This window comes from Methylothermus subterraneus, from assembly GCF_054656915.1.
This window is the reverse complement of record NZ_BAAHXK010000002.1, coordinates 298,964-313,031: the sequence shown is the minus strand read 5'-3', so window position 1 is coordinate 313,031 and position 14,068 is coordinate 298,964. Positions and strand designations below refer to the sequence as shown.

Genomic DNA, 14,068 nt, shown 5'->3' with positions numbered 1-14,068 from the left:
TAAATAAGGCATAACCCACACTCTTGCGGCATCTACCGCACCTATCTGCGCCTCAAAAGAGACCAAGGATCCTGCCATTTTCATCGACGTCGATCTGCAAAGCGGCAGGATACTTAGGCAAACCTGGCATAGTCATAATGTCGCCGCATATCACTACTAGAAATTCCGCTCCATGCGCCGGCCGAATCTCCCGAATGGTCAAGGTATGTCCAATAGGCGCACCGCGCAAATCAGGGTCGTTGGTGAACGAGTATTGAGTCTTGGCAATGCAGACTGGATAATGGCGATATTGCTCGTCGAGGCGCTGTAGCTGTTGCTTGATCTTTGCTTCCGCAGCAACCCCAACAGCGCCATACAATTTGGTAGCGATAGTTTCGATTTTTTCCCACAAGGGCAGATCGTCCCGATAAAGATAACGGAAATCGGAGGGTTGCTCTACCGCCTGCAACACCTGGCGTGCCAACTCTTCCGCACCAACTCCCCCCTCTGCCCAGTGGCGGCAAATTACCGCCTTGGCGCCAAGCGCCGCTACCTTATTCTGGATGCACGCAAGCTCGGCCTCGGTGTCGGAAGTAAAATGATTGATCGCCACCACGCAGGGCAAGCCAAAATGGTCGCGGATGTTGCGCAAATGCCGCTCCAGATTCGCAAAACCGGCTTCCAAGGCAGGTAGATTAGGTTCTTGCAATTTTTCCTTCGCAACCCCGCCGTGCATCTTTAACGCCCGCACGGTCGCCACGAGTACCACCGCATCCGGCTTGATTTTCGCCTTGCGGCACTTGATGTCGATAAACTTCTCGGCCCCCAGATCGGCACCGAAACCTGCCTCAGTTACCACATAATCGGCCATTTTGAGCGCGGTCTTAGTGGCGATGACCGAGTTGCATCCATGGGCGATATTGGCAAATGGCCCGCCGTGGATAAATACCAAATTGTTTTCCAGGGTCTGAACTAAATTTGGGCGCATGGCGTCTTTGAGCAAAGCGGCCATCGCGCCTTGCGCCTGCAAATCTCTAGCAAAAACCGGGGCTCCGGCGCGGGTATAGCCCACCAAAACGTTGGCAAGGCGCTGTTTTAATTCCCCAAGCGACTCGGCAAGACACAAAATTGCCATGACTTCAGAGGCCACGACGATATCGAAGCCGTCTTCACGCGGCCTACCGTTGGCTTTGCCTCCTAGTCCAACGAGAATACGCCTGAGGCTGCGATCGTTCATATCGATCACCCGCCTCCAAGCGATTTGACATACATCCAAACCCAAGGCGTTACCGTGGTGGATGTGGTTATCCACCAGGGCCGCAAGCAGGTTATGCGCAGCGGCAACCGCGTGAAAATCGCCCGTGAAATGGAGGTTAATATCTTCCATCGGCGCGACCTGAGCACGCCCCCCGCCGGTGGCCCCGCCTTTGATGCCAAAACACGGTCCCAGAGAAGGCTCACGCAGACAAATCAGCGCTTTTTTGCCGAGGCGATTTAACGCATCCCCCAAGCCTATCGTAGTAGTGGTCTTACCTTCACCCGCTGGGGTGGGATTGATTGCCGTCACTAAGATTAGTTTGCCATTCGAGCGTCCTTCGAGGCCGCGGATATAGTCGAAGGACAGCTTAGCTTTGTAAGGCCCATAAGGGTCTAGATGAATCGGATCGATGCCGAACTTCTCCTGGGCCAATTCGACGATCGGCCGCAGTTTTGCCTGTTGAGCGATTTCAATGTCGGAAAACATGGTTCTATCCTCCGGGAGGAGTCAAGAAACGAAAAATTAACCCTCGCAATCAACCCTCCAACAAACACAATGGGCCCGCACGCTGCGGGCCCGCTGCAATTTGGGTTCCCCCTCGCCTAGAACTTAGGTCGGCGGTGGAAGTTTGAGCGCCTCTTTAAGCTTGGCAAGGTGGCGCACGCCGTCGCCATCGACGACCTCAATGCTATGCAAGCCTTCGACGTCATCGTCGACATAGACTTCTTGTGGCCGTCGAACCAGATGATCTACATCTTGCAAAGTGAATTCGATAATGTCGTCTTTGGGGTCGTAACTTACCCCATAAAAAGGCAGCCATTCCGCCTCGAGCTGATCTCCCAAGTTCATCGCCGCCACTTCAAGCTCGGCCTGACTCGCCTTAAGGTGCTTGGAAAGGTTAGCAAAATACGTTTCCCATTGAGATTTGGGCACTGCATGAATTGCCATAGCGCACTCTCCACTGTTTATATACAAAGCTCTGTTTGAATATGGGGATCGGCGCCGGAAATCCCAATCCTACAAGCAATAGGGAGGCTTGGGCAGCCCAGCTATTTTAAAGGCGTATTTTAACGGCCCTTTAGGAAACAGGCGGTAAAGATAACGGCTATTGCCTTTTTCTTCCCCCAAAGCCTGGGCGACTGCTTTGACAAACATTCGCATGTTGGGCAGGTGCTGAAAACGTAGATAATAGGCGCGGGCAAAACGTAGGATCTCCCAGTGGGCTTCGGTTAGATTCATTCCCTCGCGCGCGGCCAAAATCACCGCCACTGCCTCGTCCCAATCGCGGTAATCGCACAGGAACCCCTCCTCGGTCAGGGCCACCGACCGCCCTTCAACCTCTACCATCCCCATGTCAGAATCCGCGGATAGGCAACCGTCAAATCCACAAACCCGTTAAAGTCCACCGGCGTAATCTTCGGCAGCACCTTTTCCAGCGCAATTCCCCGCGCCTTAAGGTCGGGAAGCAGCACATAACACGCCGCCGGACTGGTCAGGAGATTGGCCGCAACCGGACTTTCGCGGCAAGCGCCATAGACTGCATCGCCAAGCAGCAGCAAAGCGTCTGCCGGTCCCAGTCGCGCCAGGCAGCTGGCAAGATCCAAACTAGCATAAGGCGAACGCGCCACCAGATGCAGCACTCCCACCGTCACCCCTTCAGTATCCGATCGTATTCACGCAAGCGAACGGGCAGCTCAGCCCGGCGGACCAAGCGCACCGGCACGACGAGATCGGCCACCTTCACACCCCGTTCGCGGAGCGATTCGCTCTCTACCCACGGAGAGGCCAGGCCATAGATTTCCAGCGCTTGCCACAGCGCCGCGATATTCTTATCTCCGAGAATCTCCAGCTGCTGATCCCGATGGAGCTGCCAGACTCCGTCATCCATCACCAAGACGTCCACCGTCTGGTCGAAAGCCGCCAGAGTTAACACCAGATCCAAGGCTTCCTGGACCCGCCTAGTGGCACTTAAGGTATCGCGCACGACGAATAAATAACGCATCACCCAAACACCAGCAAACGGTCGGTCTCGAGGATAGCTTCCACCAGCAAGGCCAAACCCGCGATCCGAAACCTGGGCGCAAGCGCCACTTGCGTTTCCGGAACCCAAACCCCCCGACGTTGGGCGGCTGCCGAGCAAATTACGAGATCCACGTTGTAGGTTTCAGCCAGCCGGCTCCAGCGCATCACTCGATCCGGCTCATCCAAGGGCGGAGCGGCTAGACCCAGCGCATGGTACACGCCGTCATGATAGAAAAATACCCGCGGCACTTTATGCCCTTTAGTCAATGCCGCCAGGGCGAAGTGATACGCCAGATCGGCCGCTTCACCGGCATAAGGGCCGACATTGACCTGGATGGTAAACTTAAGGAACTCGGCTGCTTTGCCGGCAGTCTTTAACTCGTCCATCGTCAGAAACTCGTCTAGATACCATCATGGAGTTCATTCGCGCGCTGGTGTTCGCTTGGCTTTATTTCGCCTTGCCGGCAGCGGCGGCCTTACCGGAATTGCCCGACATGGGTGCCCCTTCCGATACGGTACTTAGCCCCGACGAAGAAAAGCATCTGGGCGAGGCCTTCTATCGCAACCTGCATCAACACGTGCGCATCAGCCAAGATCTGGAAATTCAAGATTATATCGCCTCTTTGGGAGGACGCCTGGTCGCCCAAAGCGAAATGGCAAACCGAACGTTTCACCTTTTCGTCGTCATGGAACCGGAGATCAACGCTTTTGCCGGTCCTGCCGGCTATATCGGAGTCAACAGCGGCCTGATCCTAGCCACCCAGTCGGAAGGGGAGCTGGCTTCGGTCCTGGCGCACGAAATCGCCCACGTTACCCAACAGCATCTGCGCCGGGCGTTTGCCGCCGCCAAACGCCTGACCTTGCCAATGGCGGCGGCGACTTTGGCGGCCATTTTGATCGGCACCCAGGCTCCCGAACTCGGTCAGGCGGCCCTCATCGCCCTGCAGGCAGGAGGCATCCAGCAGCAGATCAACTTCACCCGCAGCCACGAACAAGAAGCCGATCGCGTCGGCATTCAGATCCTTACCGCCAGCGGTTTTGACCCGCGCAGCATGCCTTTGTTTTTCGAGCGCTTGCAGCAATCGACCCGCTTTCTAGGACAGAACGTTCCCGAATTCCTGCGCACCCACCCGGTCACCAGCGCGCGCATCGCCGACACCCGCGCCCGCGCCGAAACCTTTCCCTACCGGCAGTACCCAGACTCTATAGGCTACCTGTTGACTAAAGCCAAGCTCCAGGTTTTGACCGCCACCGATCTTAGCGCGTTGCAAAAAAGCTTCGAGACCCAACGCCGGCAGGGAACTTTAGAAGCCAAAGCCGCGGCCAGCTACGGTCTGGCCCTGAGCCTCAAAGCGCAAAATCGACTTGCGGCAAGTCAGGAGATCCTCCAAGCGCTGATCGAGCGCTTCCCCGATCAGCCCCAGTTCATCCACGCCCTCGCCCAAGTCGAACTCGCCTTAGGGCAAACCGAGCAAGCCCTCAAGCGCTACCAAAGCGCGTTGCAGCGTTTTCCGGGATCGCGCGTTTTGCAACTTGAGTACGCAAGCGCCCTCCTCGAGAACGCGCGCTTCCAAGAAGCGCGTCGCTTGCTCGAGGCGCTCCTCCCGAGTCAAGCGCTGCAGCAGCCGCTGCTGTTTCAATTGCTCGCGCGCGCTTACGCGGGCCTTGGCGCCCCTGCCGAATCCCAACGTTACCTCGCCGAGTATTATTACGCCACCGGCGATCTGGAGCGGGCGATCGAGCACGCCACTGTCGCGTCCAAGCTGGCGCAGGGCAACCGCATTCTGGAAGCCATCACCCAGCAGCGCTTGCAAGATTTCCAAGCCGAGGACAAAGCCCGCAAGCAAAATTAGGCCGTCAAAGGTTCCCCGCGGGCGAGGCGCGGCAGATTTCCTTCCAGCCCCATGGCATAGCGCATGACCGCCAAGCGCGCCGGATGCAGCCTTTGAGCCAAATTCAGCCCTAAGTTGCGCAGCAGCTTCAAAGGCAAGGAGGGAGTGCCAAACACTCGATAAAACAGATCCATGGCGGTCATCATGGTCAGATTATCGCGCCGGCGCATGGTCTCGTATTCTTTCAAGACGCTCAAGGCGCCAAAATCTTTCCCCTTCCCCTGGGCATTTGCCAATACCTGGGCCAAAGCCGCCGCATCCAACAGACCGAGGTTGACCCCCTGACCGGCCAAAGGATGGATCATGTGCGCGGCATCGCCGACCAAGGCTACCCCCTCCTTGACGTATCTCTGGGCGTGCTGGCGGCGCAAGGAAAAACTGCCGCAGTCTAAGATCTGCACTATATCTCCGAGCTCGCGCGGGAAAGCCGCGTATAAGGCTTCCAGCAAGGCACCCTCGTCCAGCGCTTCCAGCCTGCGCACCTCTTCTGGGCGTTGGTACCAGACCAACGAAGCGTGGGGACCGGGGAGAGGCAAGAACGCCTGCGGACCGTTTTCGGTGAAACGCTGCCAGGTGATATCCTGCTGGCCGTAGGCGGTCTCCACCGTCAATACCAACGCCGCCTGTTCGTAATCCCACGCCGTAACGCCGATTCCGGCAGCCTGCCGGACTTGCGACTGACCGCCGTCGGCAGCAACCAGCAACCTAGCCTGCAGCCGCTTGCCGTCGTCCAATTCGATGGCTGAACTTCGCGGGTGGTAGTCGATTCGAACCGGTCGTGCCGGGCAGAACAAATCGATGTTGCCAAACTCCGTCAGGCGCTCGAGCAAGCCCAATTGGATCACTCGGTTCTCGATGATGTACCCCAATTCCGGATACCGCACGTCGCGACTGCGGAACTCGGTTCCTTCGGTGATCTCCCACACCTTCATGCGCCGGAAAGGACAAAGCCGCATCGCCGCGATGTGGTTCCACGCGCCGACCCCTTCGAGAATTCGGCGCGACGCGATGCTGATGGCCGACACCCGAAGATCCAGCTTCTGGCCGGACTCGAAAGGAAGCGGGCGCTGGCCTTCGATCACCGCGATGCGAAACGGGGTGTTTCCTAGGCCACAGGCCAAGGTCGCGCCGACCATGCCTCCACCGACGACGATCACGTCATAGCTTTCCATGACCTTCTCTGCTTGACCAATCCGCGAAACAAAAAGCCCGAAGACGGCCTCGCCGGCTTCGGGCTCATTGACTTCTTGCCCAATGGGATGGGCAATTGAATGGTTTTACGCGAACTGCCGACGCGGCCGCGAGTTCTCACGAGGCCTGGCTTCATTGACGCGCAGGGCGCGCCCTTTCAGTTCCTGGCCGTCGAGATTTCTAATCGCCGCATCCGCCTCTGCATCCACGGGCATCTCCACGAAACCAAAGCCTTTAGAGCGGTCGGTATAACGATCCTTGACGATGCGGACAGAGGACACTTCCCCGAATCGAGCAAACGCCGAGCGTAGCTCGTCCTCACTCAGTTGATACGATAAATTGCCTACATAGATATTCTTCATGGTACAACCCTATTGCAAAACCACGCCATTTGTAGCATAGCTCGTCAAGCTGGCCAATGGCGCGAAGACCAGCCTTCCGAGTTCAGGGCAAGCGCCCAAGTCTTTAGAATTTGCCCGCATTCTAAACTTAAAGCTAAGAAACGCCAACTTGTGGCGTATAGGGTAAGCCAAGGCGTTAAGCGGCAGACGTTCTAACGACTGTACCTCCTCACGGTAAGGAGGCTGCTCCTTTCGGAGGGACAAGAACCCCGGCGTTTTGACCGGAAGTTCAGAGAGAAGGAAATCCATAAACCACGAGCTTGGGTCAGATAAGTTAAGAATATTGAATTCGATCGCTAAATGCAAGGTTTATGTACGGCAAGCACTCCTAAAACTACAATACGCAATCTATCGTTTCTGCCTAAGCTCGTATGCAGAGCAAAATGCTACAGTACGCGCCCATGACGATCGCGCGGATCTTCATTTATCTTTGGCTAGGCTGCCTGGGCGCTTGCAAAGCGCCCCTCAACAGCCCTTATCCCGGCGCGGAGCAATACCGAAATATCCTCTATTTTGCCTTTGCCGAACATCCCAAGCATCTGGACCCAGCCGCTGCCTACAGCGTCGATGAATATACCCTAATCGCTCAGATTTATGAGCCCCCCTTGCAATACCACTATCTCAAGCGCCCTTATACTTTGACCCCGCTGGCCGCCGCCGAGATGCCCAAAGTCACCTATTTCGATGCTCAAGGCAACCCCCTTCCCGAGAACGCGCCGGCGGAACAAATCGCTGTCAGCGAATACCTGATCACCATCCGCCCAGGCATCTACTTTCAACCTCATCCTGCGTTTGCCAAAGACGCGCAGGGGAATTTTCTGTACCATCACCTCACCGACGCGGATCTCGCTGGCATTCGCAAACCTTCGGATTTTCCACAGCAAGCCAGCCGCGAGCTGACTGCGGAAGATTACGTCTATCAGATCAAGCGCTTAGTACACCCGCAGATCCATTCCCCCATCGCTGGCCTAATGCAAGGGTACATCGAAGGGCTTGCGGAATTTGCAGGCCAAATCGCACGCCTCTACCAACAAACCCGCCCGCAAGGATTCTTCGACGTGCGTCCCTACCCGATCTCCGGGGTACGGGCACTGGACCGCTACCGTTACGTAATCCGCATCCGCGGCAAATACCCGCAGTTTAAATACTGGCTGGCGATGCCGTTTTTCGCCCCAATCCCTTGGGAGGCCGATCAGTTTTATCATCAGCCGCCGTTGATCGAGCGCAACCTGACTTTAGATTGGTATCCCGTAGGCACCGGGCCTTACCTTCTGGCCGAGAACAACCCCAACCGGCGCATCGTGCTGCTCAAAAACCCCAATTTCCACGGCGAAACCTATCCAAGCGAGGGGGAAACCGAGGACGCCGCTTCGGGACTGCTCGCGGACGCTGGCCGCACGCTTCCGTTCATCGACGAAATCCAATTTATCCTGGAGCGAGAATCCATTCCGGCTTGGAATAAATTTTTACAAGGCTATTACGAAGCCTCTGGGATCAGCTCCGACAGCTTCGATCAAGCCATCCGCTTTGGCGCGCAAAATCAAGCCGAACTGACCGACGCCCTCAAAGCCAAAGGCATCCACCTTCAGACCTCGGTCGCCCCGTCCATTTTTTACCTGGGTTTCAATATGCTCGATCCGGTAGTCGGCGGATTGGAAGAACCTAAGCGCAAACTGCGCCAGGCGCTCTCGATCGCCCTCGACCAAGAGGAATACATCGCGATCTTCCTCAACGGCCGCGGAATTGCCGCCCAAGGCGCGCTGCCGCCCGGGATTTTCGGTTACCTGGAGGGCCCGCAAGGCATCAACCGCTACGTCTACGCTTGGCACGAGGGCGAACCTAAGCGCAAACCGATCGCCTACGCCCGCCGCCTGCTCGCCGAGGCAGGCTACCCAGACGGCTTAGATCCCAAGACTGGCCGGCCGCTGCTGCTGTATCTGGACACGCCAGGCGGCGGCCCCGAGGACAAGGCCCGCCTTTCCTGGTACCGCAAACAGTTTGAGAAACTCGGAATCGAGCTGGTCGTGCGCGCGACCGATTACAATCGCTTCCAACAAAAAATGCGCACCGGCAACGCGCAGATCTTTACCTGGGGTTGGAACGCCGACTACCCCGATCCGGAAAACTTCTTCTTTCTGTTTTATGGCCCCAACGGCAAAGTCAAGTACGGTGGCGAAAACGCCGCCAATTACGAGAATCCGGAATTCGATCGCCTCTTCGAACAAATGCGCCATCTGGACGACACCGCAGAACGTTTGGCCTTGATTCAAAAGCTGCAAGCCATCCTCCAGCGCGATGCGCCGTGGGTGTTTGGCTTCCATCCCAAAAACTTTACTCTGTATCATAGATGGCTTGCCAACGTAAAACCCAACCCCATGGCGCTCAACACCCTGAAATACCTGCGCCTTGACGTAGCGCAGCGGGCAGAGGCGCGTGCGCTTTGGAACAGGCCGATCTGGTGGCCGTTGGGCGCGCTCACCCTTGCTTTGGCGGCGGCTTGGCTTCCCGCCTGGCGCGCGTACCGCTTGCGGCTAAAGGCCGGGGCATTGCCGTGACCGCCTATCTGCTGCGCCGGATTTTGCATGCGTTTCCGATCCTCATCGGGGTCAACATAATCACCTTTTTGTTGTTTTTCGTGGTCAATCCGCCCGACGACATGGCCCGCATGCAGTTGGGTCACAAACACGTCACCCAAGAGGCGATCGCCAAGTGGAAGCACGAACGCGGTTACGACCTGCCTTTATTTTTCAACGCAGGCGCCCGAGGAACCGAAAAGTTCACCCGCACGATCTTCTTTCAAAAATCGGTCAATCTGTTTCTATTTCGCTTTGGACGCTCCGACAGTGGCCGCGACATCGGCGCCGATATCCGGCAACGAATGTGGCCTTCGCTGGCGATTGCCGTCCCCACCTTGTTCTTAGGGGTTTTGGTCAACATCACCTTGGCCCTGACGGTGGTCTTTTTTCGCCGCACTTATTTGGAGTTCACAGGCCTGGCCGCGTGCGTTGCTTTGATGTCGATCTCGGCGCTGTTCTACATCATCGCCGGCCAGTATTTGTTCGCCAAGGTCATGAAGTTGGTGCCGATCTCGGGCTACGGGGAGGGCCTGAGCGCGATCAAATTCGTGATCTTGCCGGTGCTGGTAGGCGTAGTCTCAGGGATCGGCTCGGGGGTGCGCTGGTATCGCGCTTTATTTTTGGAGGAGATCGAAAAGGATTACGTTCGCACCGCCCGCGCCAAAGGACTGACCGAGCCCCAGGTCTTGTTCCGGCACGTACTGCAGAACGCGCTGATTCCCATCCTGACCGGGGTGGTGGCGATTTTGCCCTTGTTGTTTCTGGGCAGCCTGTTGACCGAGTCGTTTTTCAGCATTCCGGGCTTGGGGAGCTACACCATCGATGCCATCAGCCGGCAGGATTTTGCCATCGTGCGCTCCATGGTGTTTTTGGGCTCGGCGCTTTACATCCTGGGGTTGGTGTTGACGGACATTTCCTACACTCTGGTGGATCCTAGGGTACGCTTGCAATGAGCTGGGTGGTATTGTGGACCGACGCCCTGCTTTACGCGCTGGTTCTGGGCCTGATCCTGCTTTTGCTTTATGCCCGCCGCCAAGAACACTTGCGCCGGCCTTGGCGCAAAATCGCGCGCAGCCGCACGGGGATGACGGCCTTGACCGTGCTGCTCGCGTTCGCCGCCATTGGCCTGATGGATTCGGTGCACTTCCGCGACGACCGCAACGGCCAAGTCCTGAGCTTGTTCGATCTTTGGGCTAAGCCCCTTCGCACCCACACCGAAAGGACTTACTCGGCGCCCCTGGCCACGCATTTGTACGCGCGCGAGTACCAGAGTTTGCCCGACGGCACCAAAGCCTGGGTTTATCCGCGCCTCCAATACGGCGGCGTCCACCTTCAAGACCCGGCGCAAAAATGGCCGGACATCGCCCAAAAAGCTTTGCTTGGAGGCGTCAAAGGCTTAGGAGTGTGGCTACTTTTGCAGCTCAGCCTAGCGCTGATGCGACAAAAGCGCTTAGGCCCGGCTTGGAAACCGGTGTCGCTCACGCTGGGGGCGATCCTCGTCTTAGGGTTTGCGGTCGCCGAGCTGAGCCTGGCTTACCACGTTCTGGGGACCGACAAAGTGGGCGAAGACGTGCTTTATCAAAGCCTAAAAAGCATCCGCACTGGCCTGGTGCTCGGCACCCTAACCACTTTGGTGATGCTGCCTTTCGCCCTGGGATTGGGGATCCTGGCGGGGTATTTTGGCGGTTGGGTGGACGATCTCATCCAATATCTTTACACCACCTTGAACTCGATCCCCAGCGTGCTGTTGATCGCTGCGGCGATCTTGATGCTTCAGGTCTATATGACCGCCCACGAGGAGCAATTTACCAGCCTCATCGTGCGCGCCGACATGCGCTTGTTTTTCTTGTGTTTGATTTTAGGGGTCACCAGTTGGACCGGGTTGTGCCGCCTACTTCGGGCGGAAACCCTAAAGCTTAGAGAAATGGAGTACGTACAGGCCGCGCGGGCTTTGGGGGTCTCCCATCCCAGGATCTTGCTGCGGCACATCCTGCCCAACGTGTTTCACATCGTCCTGATTTCGGTGGTGTTGGATTTCAGCAGCCTGGTTCTAGCCGAGGCCGTACTCTCTTACGTCAGCATCGGCGTGGATCCGACCACCCAGAGCTGGGGCAACATGATCAACAGTGCGCGCTTAGAATTGGCCCGCGAGCCGGTCGTCTGGTGGACCCTAGCGGCGGCGTTCGTATTCATGTTTGCGTTTGTGCTCGCGGCCAACCTGTTCGCCGATGTGGTCCGCGACGCTTTCGATCCACGCCGTACGGAAGAGTAAGCCATGCCCAACTATTGCACCATCATTCACCGCCCTGAACTGGCCTCTGAACACCGCGCCCATCTGAGTCGGCTTGGTCGGCTCCAGAGCCGACCAGGCTATTGGCGTCTCAGGCACGAAAGACCGCTGGAACTGGAAGCGCTGCGCCGCACCCTGGCTTGCGACGTCAATACCTTACCGCTGGATTTCGAGCCGGAAAAAGCGCGTCTCCTAGTCACCGATCTGGACTCTACCCTGGTCGCCATCGAAACCATCGACGAGCTCGCCGCCACCTTGGGCCGGCGCGCGGAAGTTGCGGCCATCACTGCCCAAGCCATGGCCGGAGAGCTCGATTTTGCCGCCGCCCTCTCGGCGCGGGTCGCCTTGCTTGAAGGTCTGGAAGAGGCCAAGCTCGCCCAAGTCTTTGAGACGCGGATGAAGCCCGCTGTAGCTCGTGGGGCGAGCGCTACCCTTACCTGGCTCAAGCAGCGCGGTTTTACCGTCGCCGTGGTTTCGGGGGGATTTACGTTTTTCACCGAACGCCTCAAAGCCCTGCTGCCGATCGACTACAGCCTGGCCTGCGTGCTCGAAATCAAAGCCGGGCGGCTCACCGGCAGGCTTCAAGGCCCGATCGTGGACCGCGGCGCCAAGGCCGAGTTTCTCGCCGATCTGGCGCGGAAGTTAGGGATCTCGCCGAAGCAGGCAATTGCCATAGGCGACGGGGCGAACGACATCTTGATGCTCACGTTGGCCGGGTTGGGCGTCGCCTATCACGCTCACGCCATCGCCCGCGCTCACGCCGACGCGGTGATCGACCGGGGCGACTGGCACGATCTGCGCTATTTGCTGCGGCCATGAGCGAACCCTTGTTGGTTGTCGAAGGCCTGACCACCTGCTTCGTGCAAGGCGAGCGCCGCTTCACCGCCGTGGACAAGGTGAGCTTTACCATTCGCCGCGGCGAGACTTTTGCCCTGGTCGGCGAGTCCGGCTCGGGCAAGTCGATCACCGCGCTGTCGGTGATGCGCCTTTTGCCCCCCAACGCCCGAATCGTCGCCGGCGCGGTCAAACTCGACGGCGAAGACCTGCTCAGGCTGCCGGAAATGCGGATGAATCACCTGCGCGGCAAGCGCATCGCGATGATCTTTCAAGACCCGATGACCTCGCTCAACCCGGTTCGAACGGTGGGCGACCAGATCGGCGAGGTTTTGGCCCTACACTTTGGCCTCAACCGCAAAACCATCCGCCAACGGTGCCTGGAGCTCTTGCGCCAAGTCGGCCTATCTGACCTCGAGCAAAAACTCGGAAGCTTCCCCCATCAGCTGTCGGGAGGACAACGCCAGCGGGTGATGATCGCGATCGCCTTGGCGGGCGAACCGGACCTACTCATCGCCGACGAACCCACCACCGCCCTGGACGTCACCCTCCAAGCCCAAATTCTTGAACTGCTCGGCAAACTCCAGCGCCAGCGCGCCATGGCCCTGTGGCTGATCACCCACGACCTCGGGCTAGTGGCCGATTTCGCCGATGTGGCGGCGGTGATGCAGAACGGCCGCATCGTCGAAGTATGCCAAAGGCGCGACGCGTCGCTGTTTGCCTACCCTACCCATCCATACACCCGCCAACTGCTCGCAGCCCGGCCTCGCCTAGACCGCTGCCTTGCCCGGCCACCGGCTCCGGCAAAGCCGACGCCTCCCCTGCTGCAAGTGAGAAACTTCAAGGTCTGGTACCCCATCCGCCGCGGGCTTTTGCAGCGGGTCAGAGCTTATGTTAAAGCGGTGGATGATGTCTCCTTTACCCTCTCCCAAGGTGAGACTTTGGCCATCGTCGGCGAATCCGGCTGCGGCAAGACCACCCTTGGCAAAGGGCTGTTGCGGCTGATTCCGCCGACGGCCGGGCGGGTTTATCTCGACGGTCGCGAGCTTGAGGAGCTGCCGACCAAACAACGCTGCCGCGCCATGCAGATCGTGTTTCAAGACCCGTTCTCGGCGATGAACCCGAGGATGCTGGTAGGCGAAATCCTGGCCGAAGGGCTCAAGTCCCTGCGCCCCGACATTCCTCCTAGCAAGCGCATCGAGCGCATCGAACGCTTGCTGGAGGATGTGGGCCTGCCTGCGGAAAGCCGCCTGCGTTATCCGCACGAATTCTCCGGCGGGCAGCGCCAGCGGATCTGCATCGCCCGCGCGCTCGCGGTCGAACCCAAGTTGATCGTGTGCGACGAACCGACCAGCTCGCTCGACGTCTCGGTCCAGCAGCAGATCCTTAAATTGCTCAAGGACTTACAACATAAGACCGGAGTCAGCTACCTCTTTATCAGCCACGACCTGGCCGTCGTGGCCGAAATCGCCGATCAAGTAGCCGTCATGCACCAGGGCAAAATCGTAGAAATGGGGAGAACCGAGCAGATTCTGTTCTCCCCTCAGCACCCTTATACCCAAAGGCTCTTAGCTGCCTTGCCGGGAAAACACCTAAGCCCGGCCCAGGCTTTAGCTTGAGCTTTA

At 58.1% G+C, this 14,068-nt stretch carries 14 protein-coding genes; 6 read left to right on the top strand and 8 right to left on the bottom strand.

Features of this window, described 5'->3' with window-relative positions; all coding sequences use genetic code 11:
- Positions 1-52: 52 nt before the first annotated feature.
- The 6 genes from ACYQ3M_RS03345 to tusD form a co-directional block, all read right to left on the bottom strand.
- Positions 53-1,723, bottom strand: a complete 1,671-nt coding sequence (locus tag ACYQ3M_RS03345) for a formate--tetrahydrofolate ligase (RefSeq protein WP_460034633.1) — start codon at positions 1,721-1,723, stop codon at positions 53-55.
- Between the two features lie 123 nt (positions 1,724-1,846).
- The gene (locus ACYQ3M_RS03340) at positions 1,847-2,185 is read right to left on the bottom strand and encodes a DUF5335 domain-containing protein (protein ID WP_460034632.1); all 339 of its coding nucleotides are present in this window, start codon (positions 2,183-2,185) and stop codon (positions 1,847-1,849) included.
- A gap of 69 nt (positions 2,186-2,254) precedes the next feature.
- Positions 2,255-2,590, bottom strand: a complete 336-nt coding sequence (locus ACYQ3M_RS03335) for a TusE/DsrC/DsvC family sulfur relay protein (RefSeq protein WP_460034631.1) — start codon at positions 2,588-2,590, stop codon at positions 2,255-2,257.
- Complete coding sequence (gene tusB, locus ACYQ3M_RS03330) at positions 2,578-2,889, bottom strand: sulfurtransferase complex subunit TusB (RefSeq protein ID WP_460034630.1); 312 nt, start codon at positions 2,887-2,889, stop codon at positions 2,578-2,580. The genes ACYQ3M_RS03335 and tusB overlap by 13 nt, the downstream gene beginning before the upstream one ends.
- Positions 2,886-3,239, bottom strand: a complete 354-nt coding sequence (locus ACYQ3M_RS03325; RefSeq protein ID WP_460034629.1) for a DsrE family protein — start codon at positions 3,237-3,239, stop codon at positions 2,886-2,888. The genes tusB and ACYQ3M_RS03325 overlap by 4 nt, the downstream gene beginning before the upstream one ends.
- Positions 3,239-3,646 (bottom strand): sulfurtransferase complex subunit TusD, encoded by a 408-nt coding sequence (tusD, locus tag ACYQ3M_RS03320; protein ID WP_460034628.1) that lies wholly within the window; start codon positions 3,644-3,646, stop codon positions 3,239-3,241. The genes ACYQ3M_RS03325 and tusD overlap by 1 nt, the downstream gene beginning before the upstream one ends.
- Before the next feature lie 26 nt (positions 3,647-3,672).
- Here tusD and ACYQ3M_RS03315 point away from each other — a divergent pair, with 26 nt between their 5' ends.
- Positions 3,673-5,112, top strand: a complete 1,440-nt coding sequence (locus tag ACYQ3M_RS03315) for a M48 family metalloprotease (RefSeq protein ID WP_460034627.1) — start codon at positions 3,673-3,675, stop codon at positions 5,110-5,112.
- Here ACYQ3M_RS03315 and ACYQ3M_RS03310 read toward each other — a convergent pair.
- Positions 5,109-6,323, bottom strand: coding sequence for a UbiH/UbiF/VisC/COQ6 family ubiquinone biosynthesis hydroxylase (locus ACYQ3M_RS03310; RefSeq protein ID WP_460034626.1), 1,215 nt, complete (start codon positions 6,321-6,323; stop codon positions 5,109-5,111). The genes ACYQ3M_RS03315 and ACYQ3M_RS03310 overlap by 4 nt on opposite strands.
- A 105-nt stretch (positions 6,324-6,428) precedes the next feature.
- Positions 6,429-6,704, bottom strand: a complete 276-nt coding sequence (locus ACYQ3M_RS03305) for an RNA-binding regulator (protein ID WP_460034625.1) — start codon at positions 6,702-6,704, stop codon at positions 6,429-6,431.
- A 410-nt stretch (positions 6,705-7,114) separates the two neighbouring features.
- Between ACYQ3M_RS03305 and ACYQ3M_RS03300 the strand changes: the two genes are divergently transcribed.
- Genes ACYQ3M_RS03300 through ACYQ3M_RS03280 form a run of 5 tightly spaced genes read left to right on the top strand, consistent with a single transcriptional unit; the run spans position 7,115 to position 14,062 of the window.
- Positions 7,115-9,298: an ABC transporter substrate-binding protein gene (locus ACYQ3M_RS03300; RefSeq protein ID WP_460034624.1), complete on the top strand. Its 2,184-nt coding sequence runs from the start codon at positions 7,115-7,117 to the stop codon at positions 9,296-9,298.
- Entirely contained in the window at positions 9,295-10,272 is a 978-nt protein-coding gene (locus ACYQ3M_RS03295; RefSeq protein ID WP_460034640.1) for an ABC transporter permease, read from the top strand. Before ACYQ3M_RS03300 ends, ACYQ3M_RS03295 begins: the two co-directional genes overlap by 4 nt.
- On the top strand, positions 10,269-11,591 hold the full coding sequence (locus ACYQ3M_RS03290) for an ABC transporter permease (RefSeq protein ID WP_460034623.1): 1,323 nt from the start codon (positions 10,269-10,271) through the stop codon (positions 11,589-11,591). The genes ACYQ3M_RS03295 and ACYQ3M_RS03290 overlap by 4 nt, the downstream gene beginning before the upstream one ends.
- A gap of 3 nt (positions 11,592-11,594) precedes the next feature.
- Positions 11,595-12,428, top strand: coding sequence for a phosphoserine phosphatase SerB (gene serB, locus ACYQ3M_RS03285; protein WP_460034622.1), 834 nt, complete (start codon positions 11,595-11,597; stop codon positions 12,426-12,428).
- The gene (locus tag ACYQ3M_RS03280; protein ID WP_460034621.1) at positions 12,425-14,062 is read left to right on the top strand and encodes an ABC transporter ATP-binding protein; all 1,638 of its coding nucleotides are present in this window, start codon (positions 12,425-12,427) and stop codon (positions 14,060-14,062) included. Before serB ends, ACYQ3M_RS03280 begins: the two co-directional genes overlap by 4 nt.
- Positions 14,063-14,068 lie beyond the last annotated feature (6 nt).

Bases quoted from the DNA above. Each gene is read 5' to 3' on its own strand.
- ACYQ3M_RS03345 (WP_460034633.1), bottom strand. From the start codon at position 1,723: ATGTTTTCCGACATTGAAATCGCTCAACAGGCAAAACTGCGGCCGATC.
- tusD (WP_460034628.1), bottom strand. From the start codon at position 3,646: ATGGACGAGTTAAAGACTGCCGGCAAAGCAGCCGAGTTCCTTAAGTTT.
- serB (WP_460034622.1), top strand. From the start codon at position 11,595: ATGCCCAACTATTGCACCATCATTCACCGCCCTGAACTGGCCTCTGAA.
- ACYQ3M_RS03280 (WP_460034621.1), top strand. From the start codon at position 12,425: ATGAGCGAACCCTTGTTGGTTGTCGAAGGCCTGACCACCTGCTTCGTG.
- ACYQ3M_RS03305 (WP_460034625.1), bottom strand. From the start codon at position 6,704: ATGAAGAATATCTATGTAGGCAATTTATCGTATCAACTGAGTGAGGAC.
- ACYQ3M_RS03315 (WP_460034627.1), top strand. From the start codon at position 3,673: ATGGAGTTCATTCGCGCGCTGGTGTTCGCTTGGCTTTATTTCGCCTTG.
- ACYQ3M_RS03300 (WP_460034624.1), top strand. From the start codon at position 7,115: ATGCAGAGCAAAATGCTACAGTACGCGCCCATGACGATCGCGCGGATC.
- ACYQ3M_RS03340 (WP_460034632.1), bottom strand. From the start codon at position 2,185: ATGGCAATTCATGCAGTGCCCAAATCTCAATGGGAAACGTATTTTGCT.
- ACYQ3M_RS03290 (WP_460034623.1), top strand. From the start codon at position 10,269: ATGAGCTGGGTGGTATTGTGGACCGACGCCCTGCTTTACGCGCTGGTT.
- ACYQ3M_RS03335 (WP_460034631.1), bottom strand. From the start codon at position 2,590: ATGGGGATGGTAGAGGTTGAAGGGCGGTCGGTGGCCCTGACCGAGGAG.
- ACYQ3M_RS03310 (WP_460034626.1), bottom strand. From the start codon at position 6,323: ATGGAAAGCTATGACGTGATCGTCGTCGGTGGAGGCATGGTCGGCGCG.
- ACYQ3M_RS03325 (WP_460034629.1), bottom strand. From the start codon at position 3,239: ATGCGTTATTTATTCGTCGTGCGCGATACCTTAAGTGCCACTAGGCGG.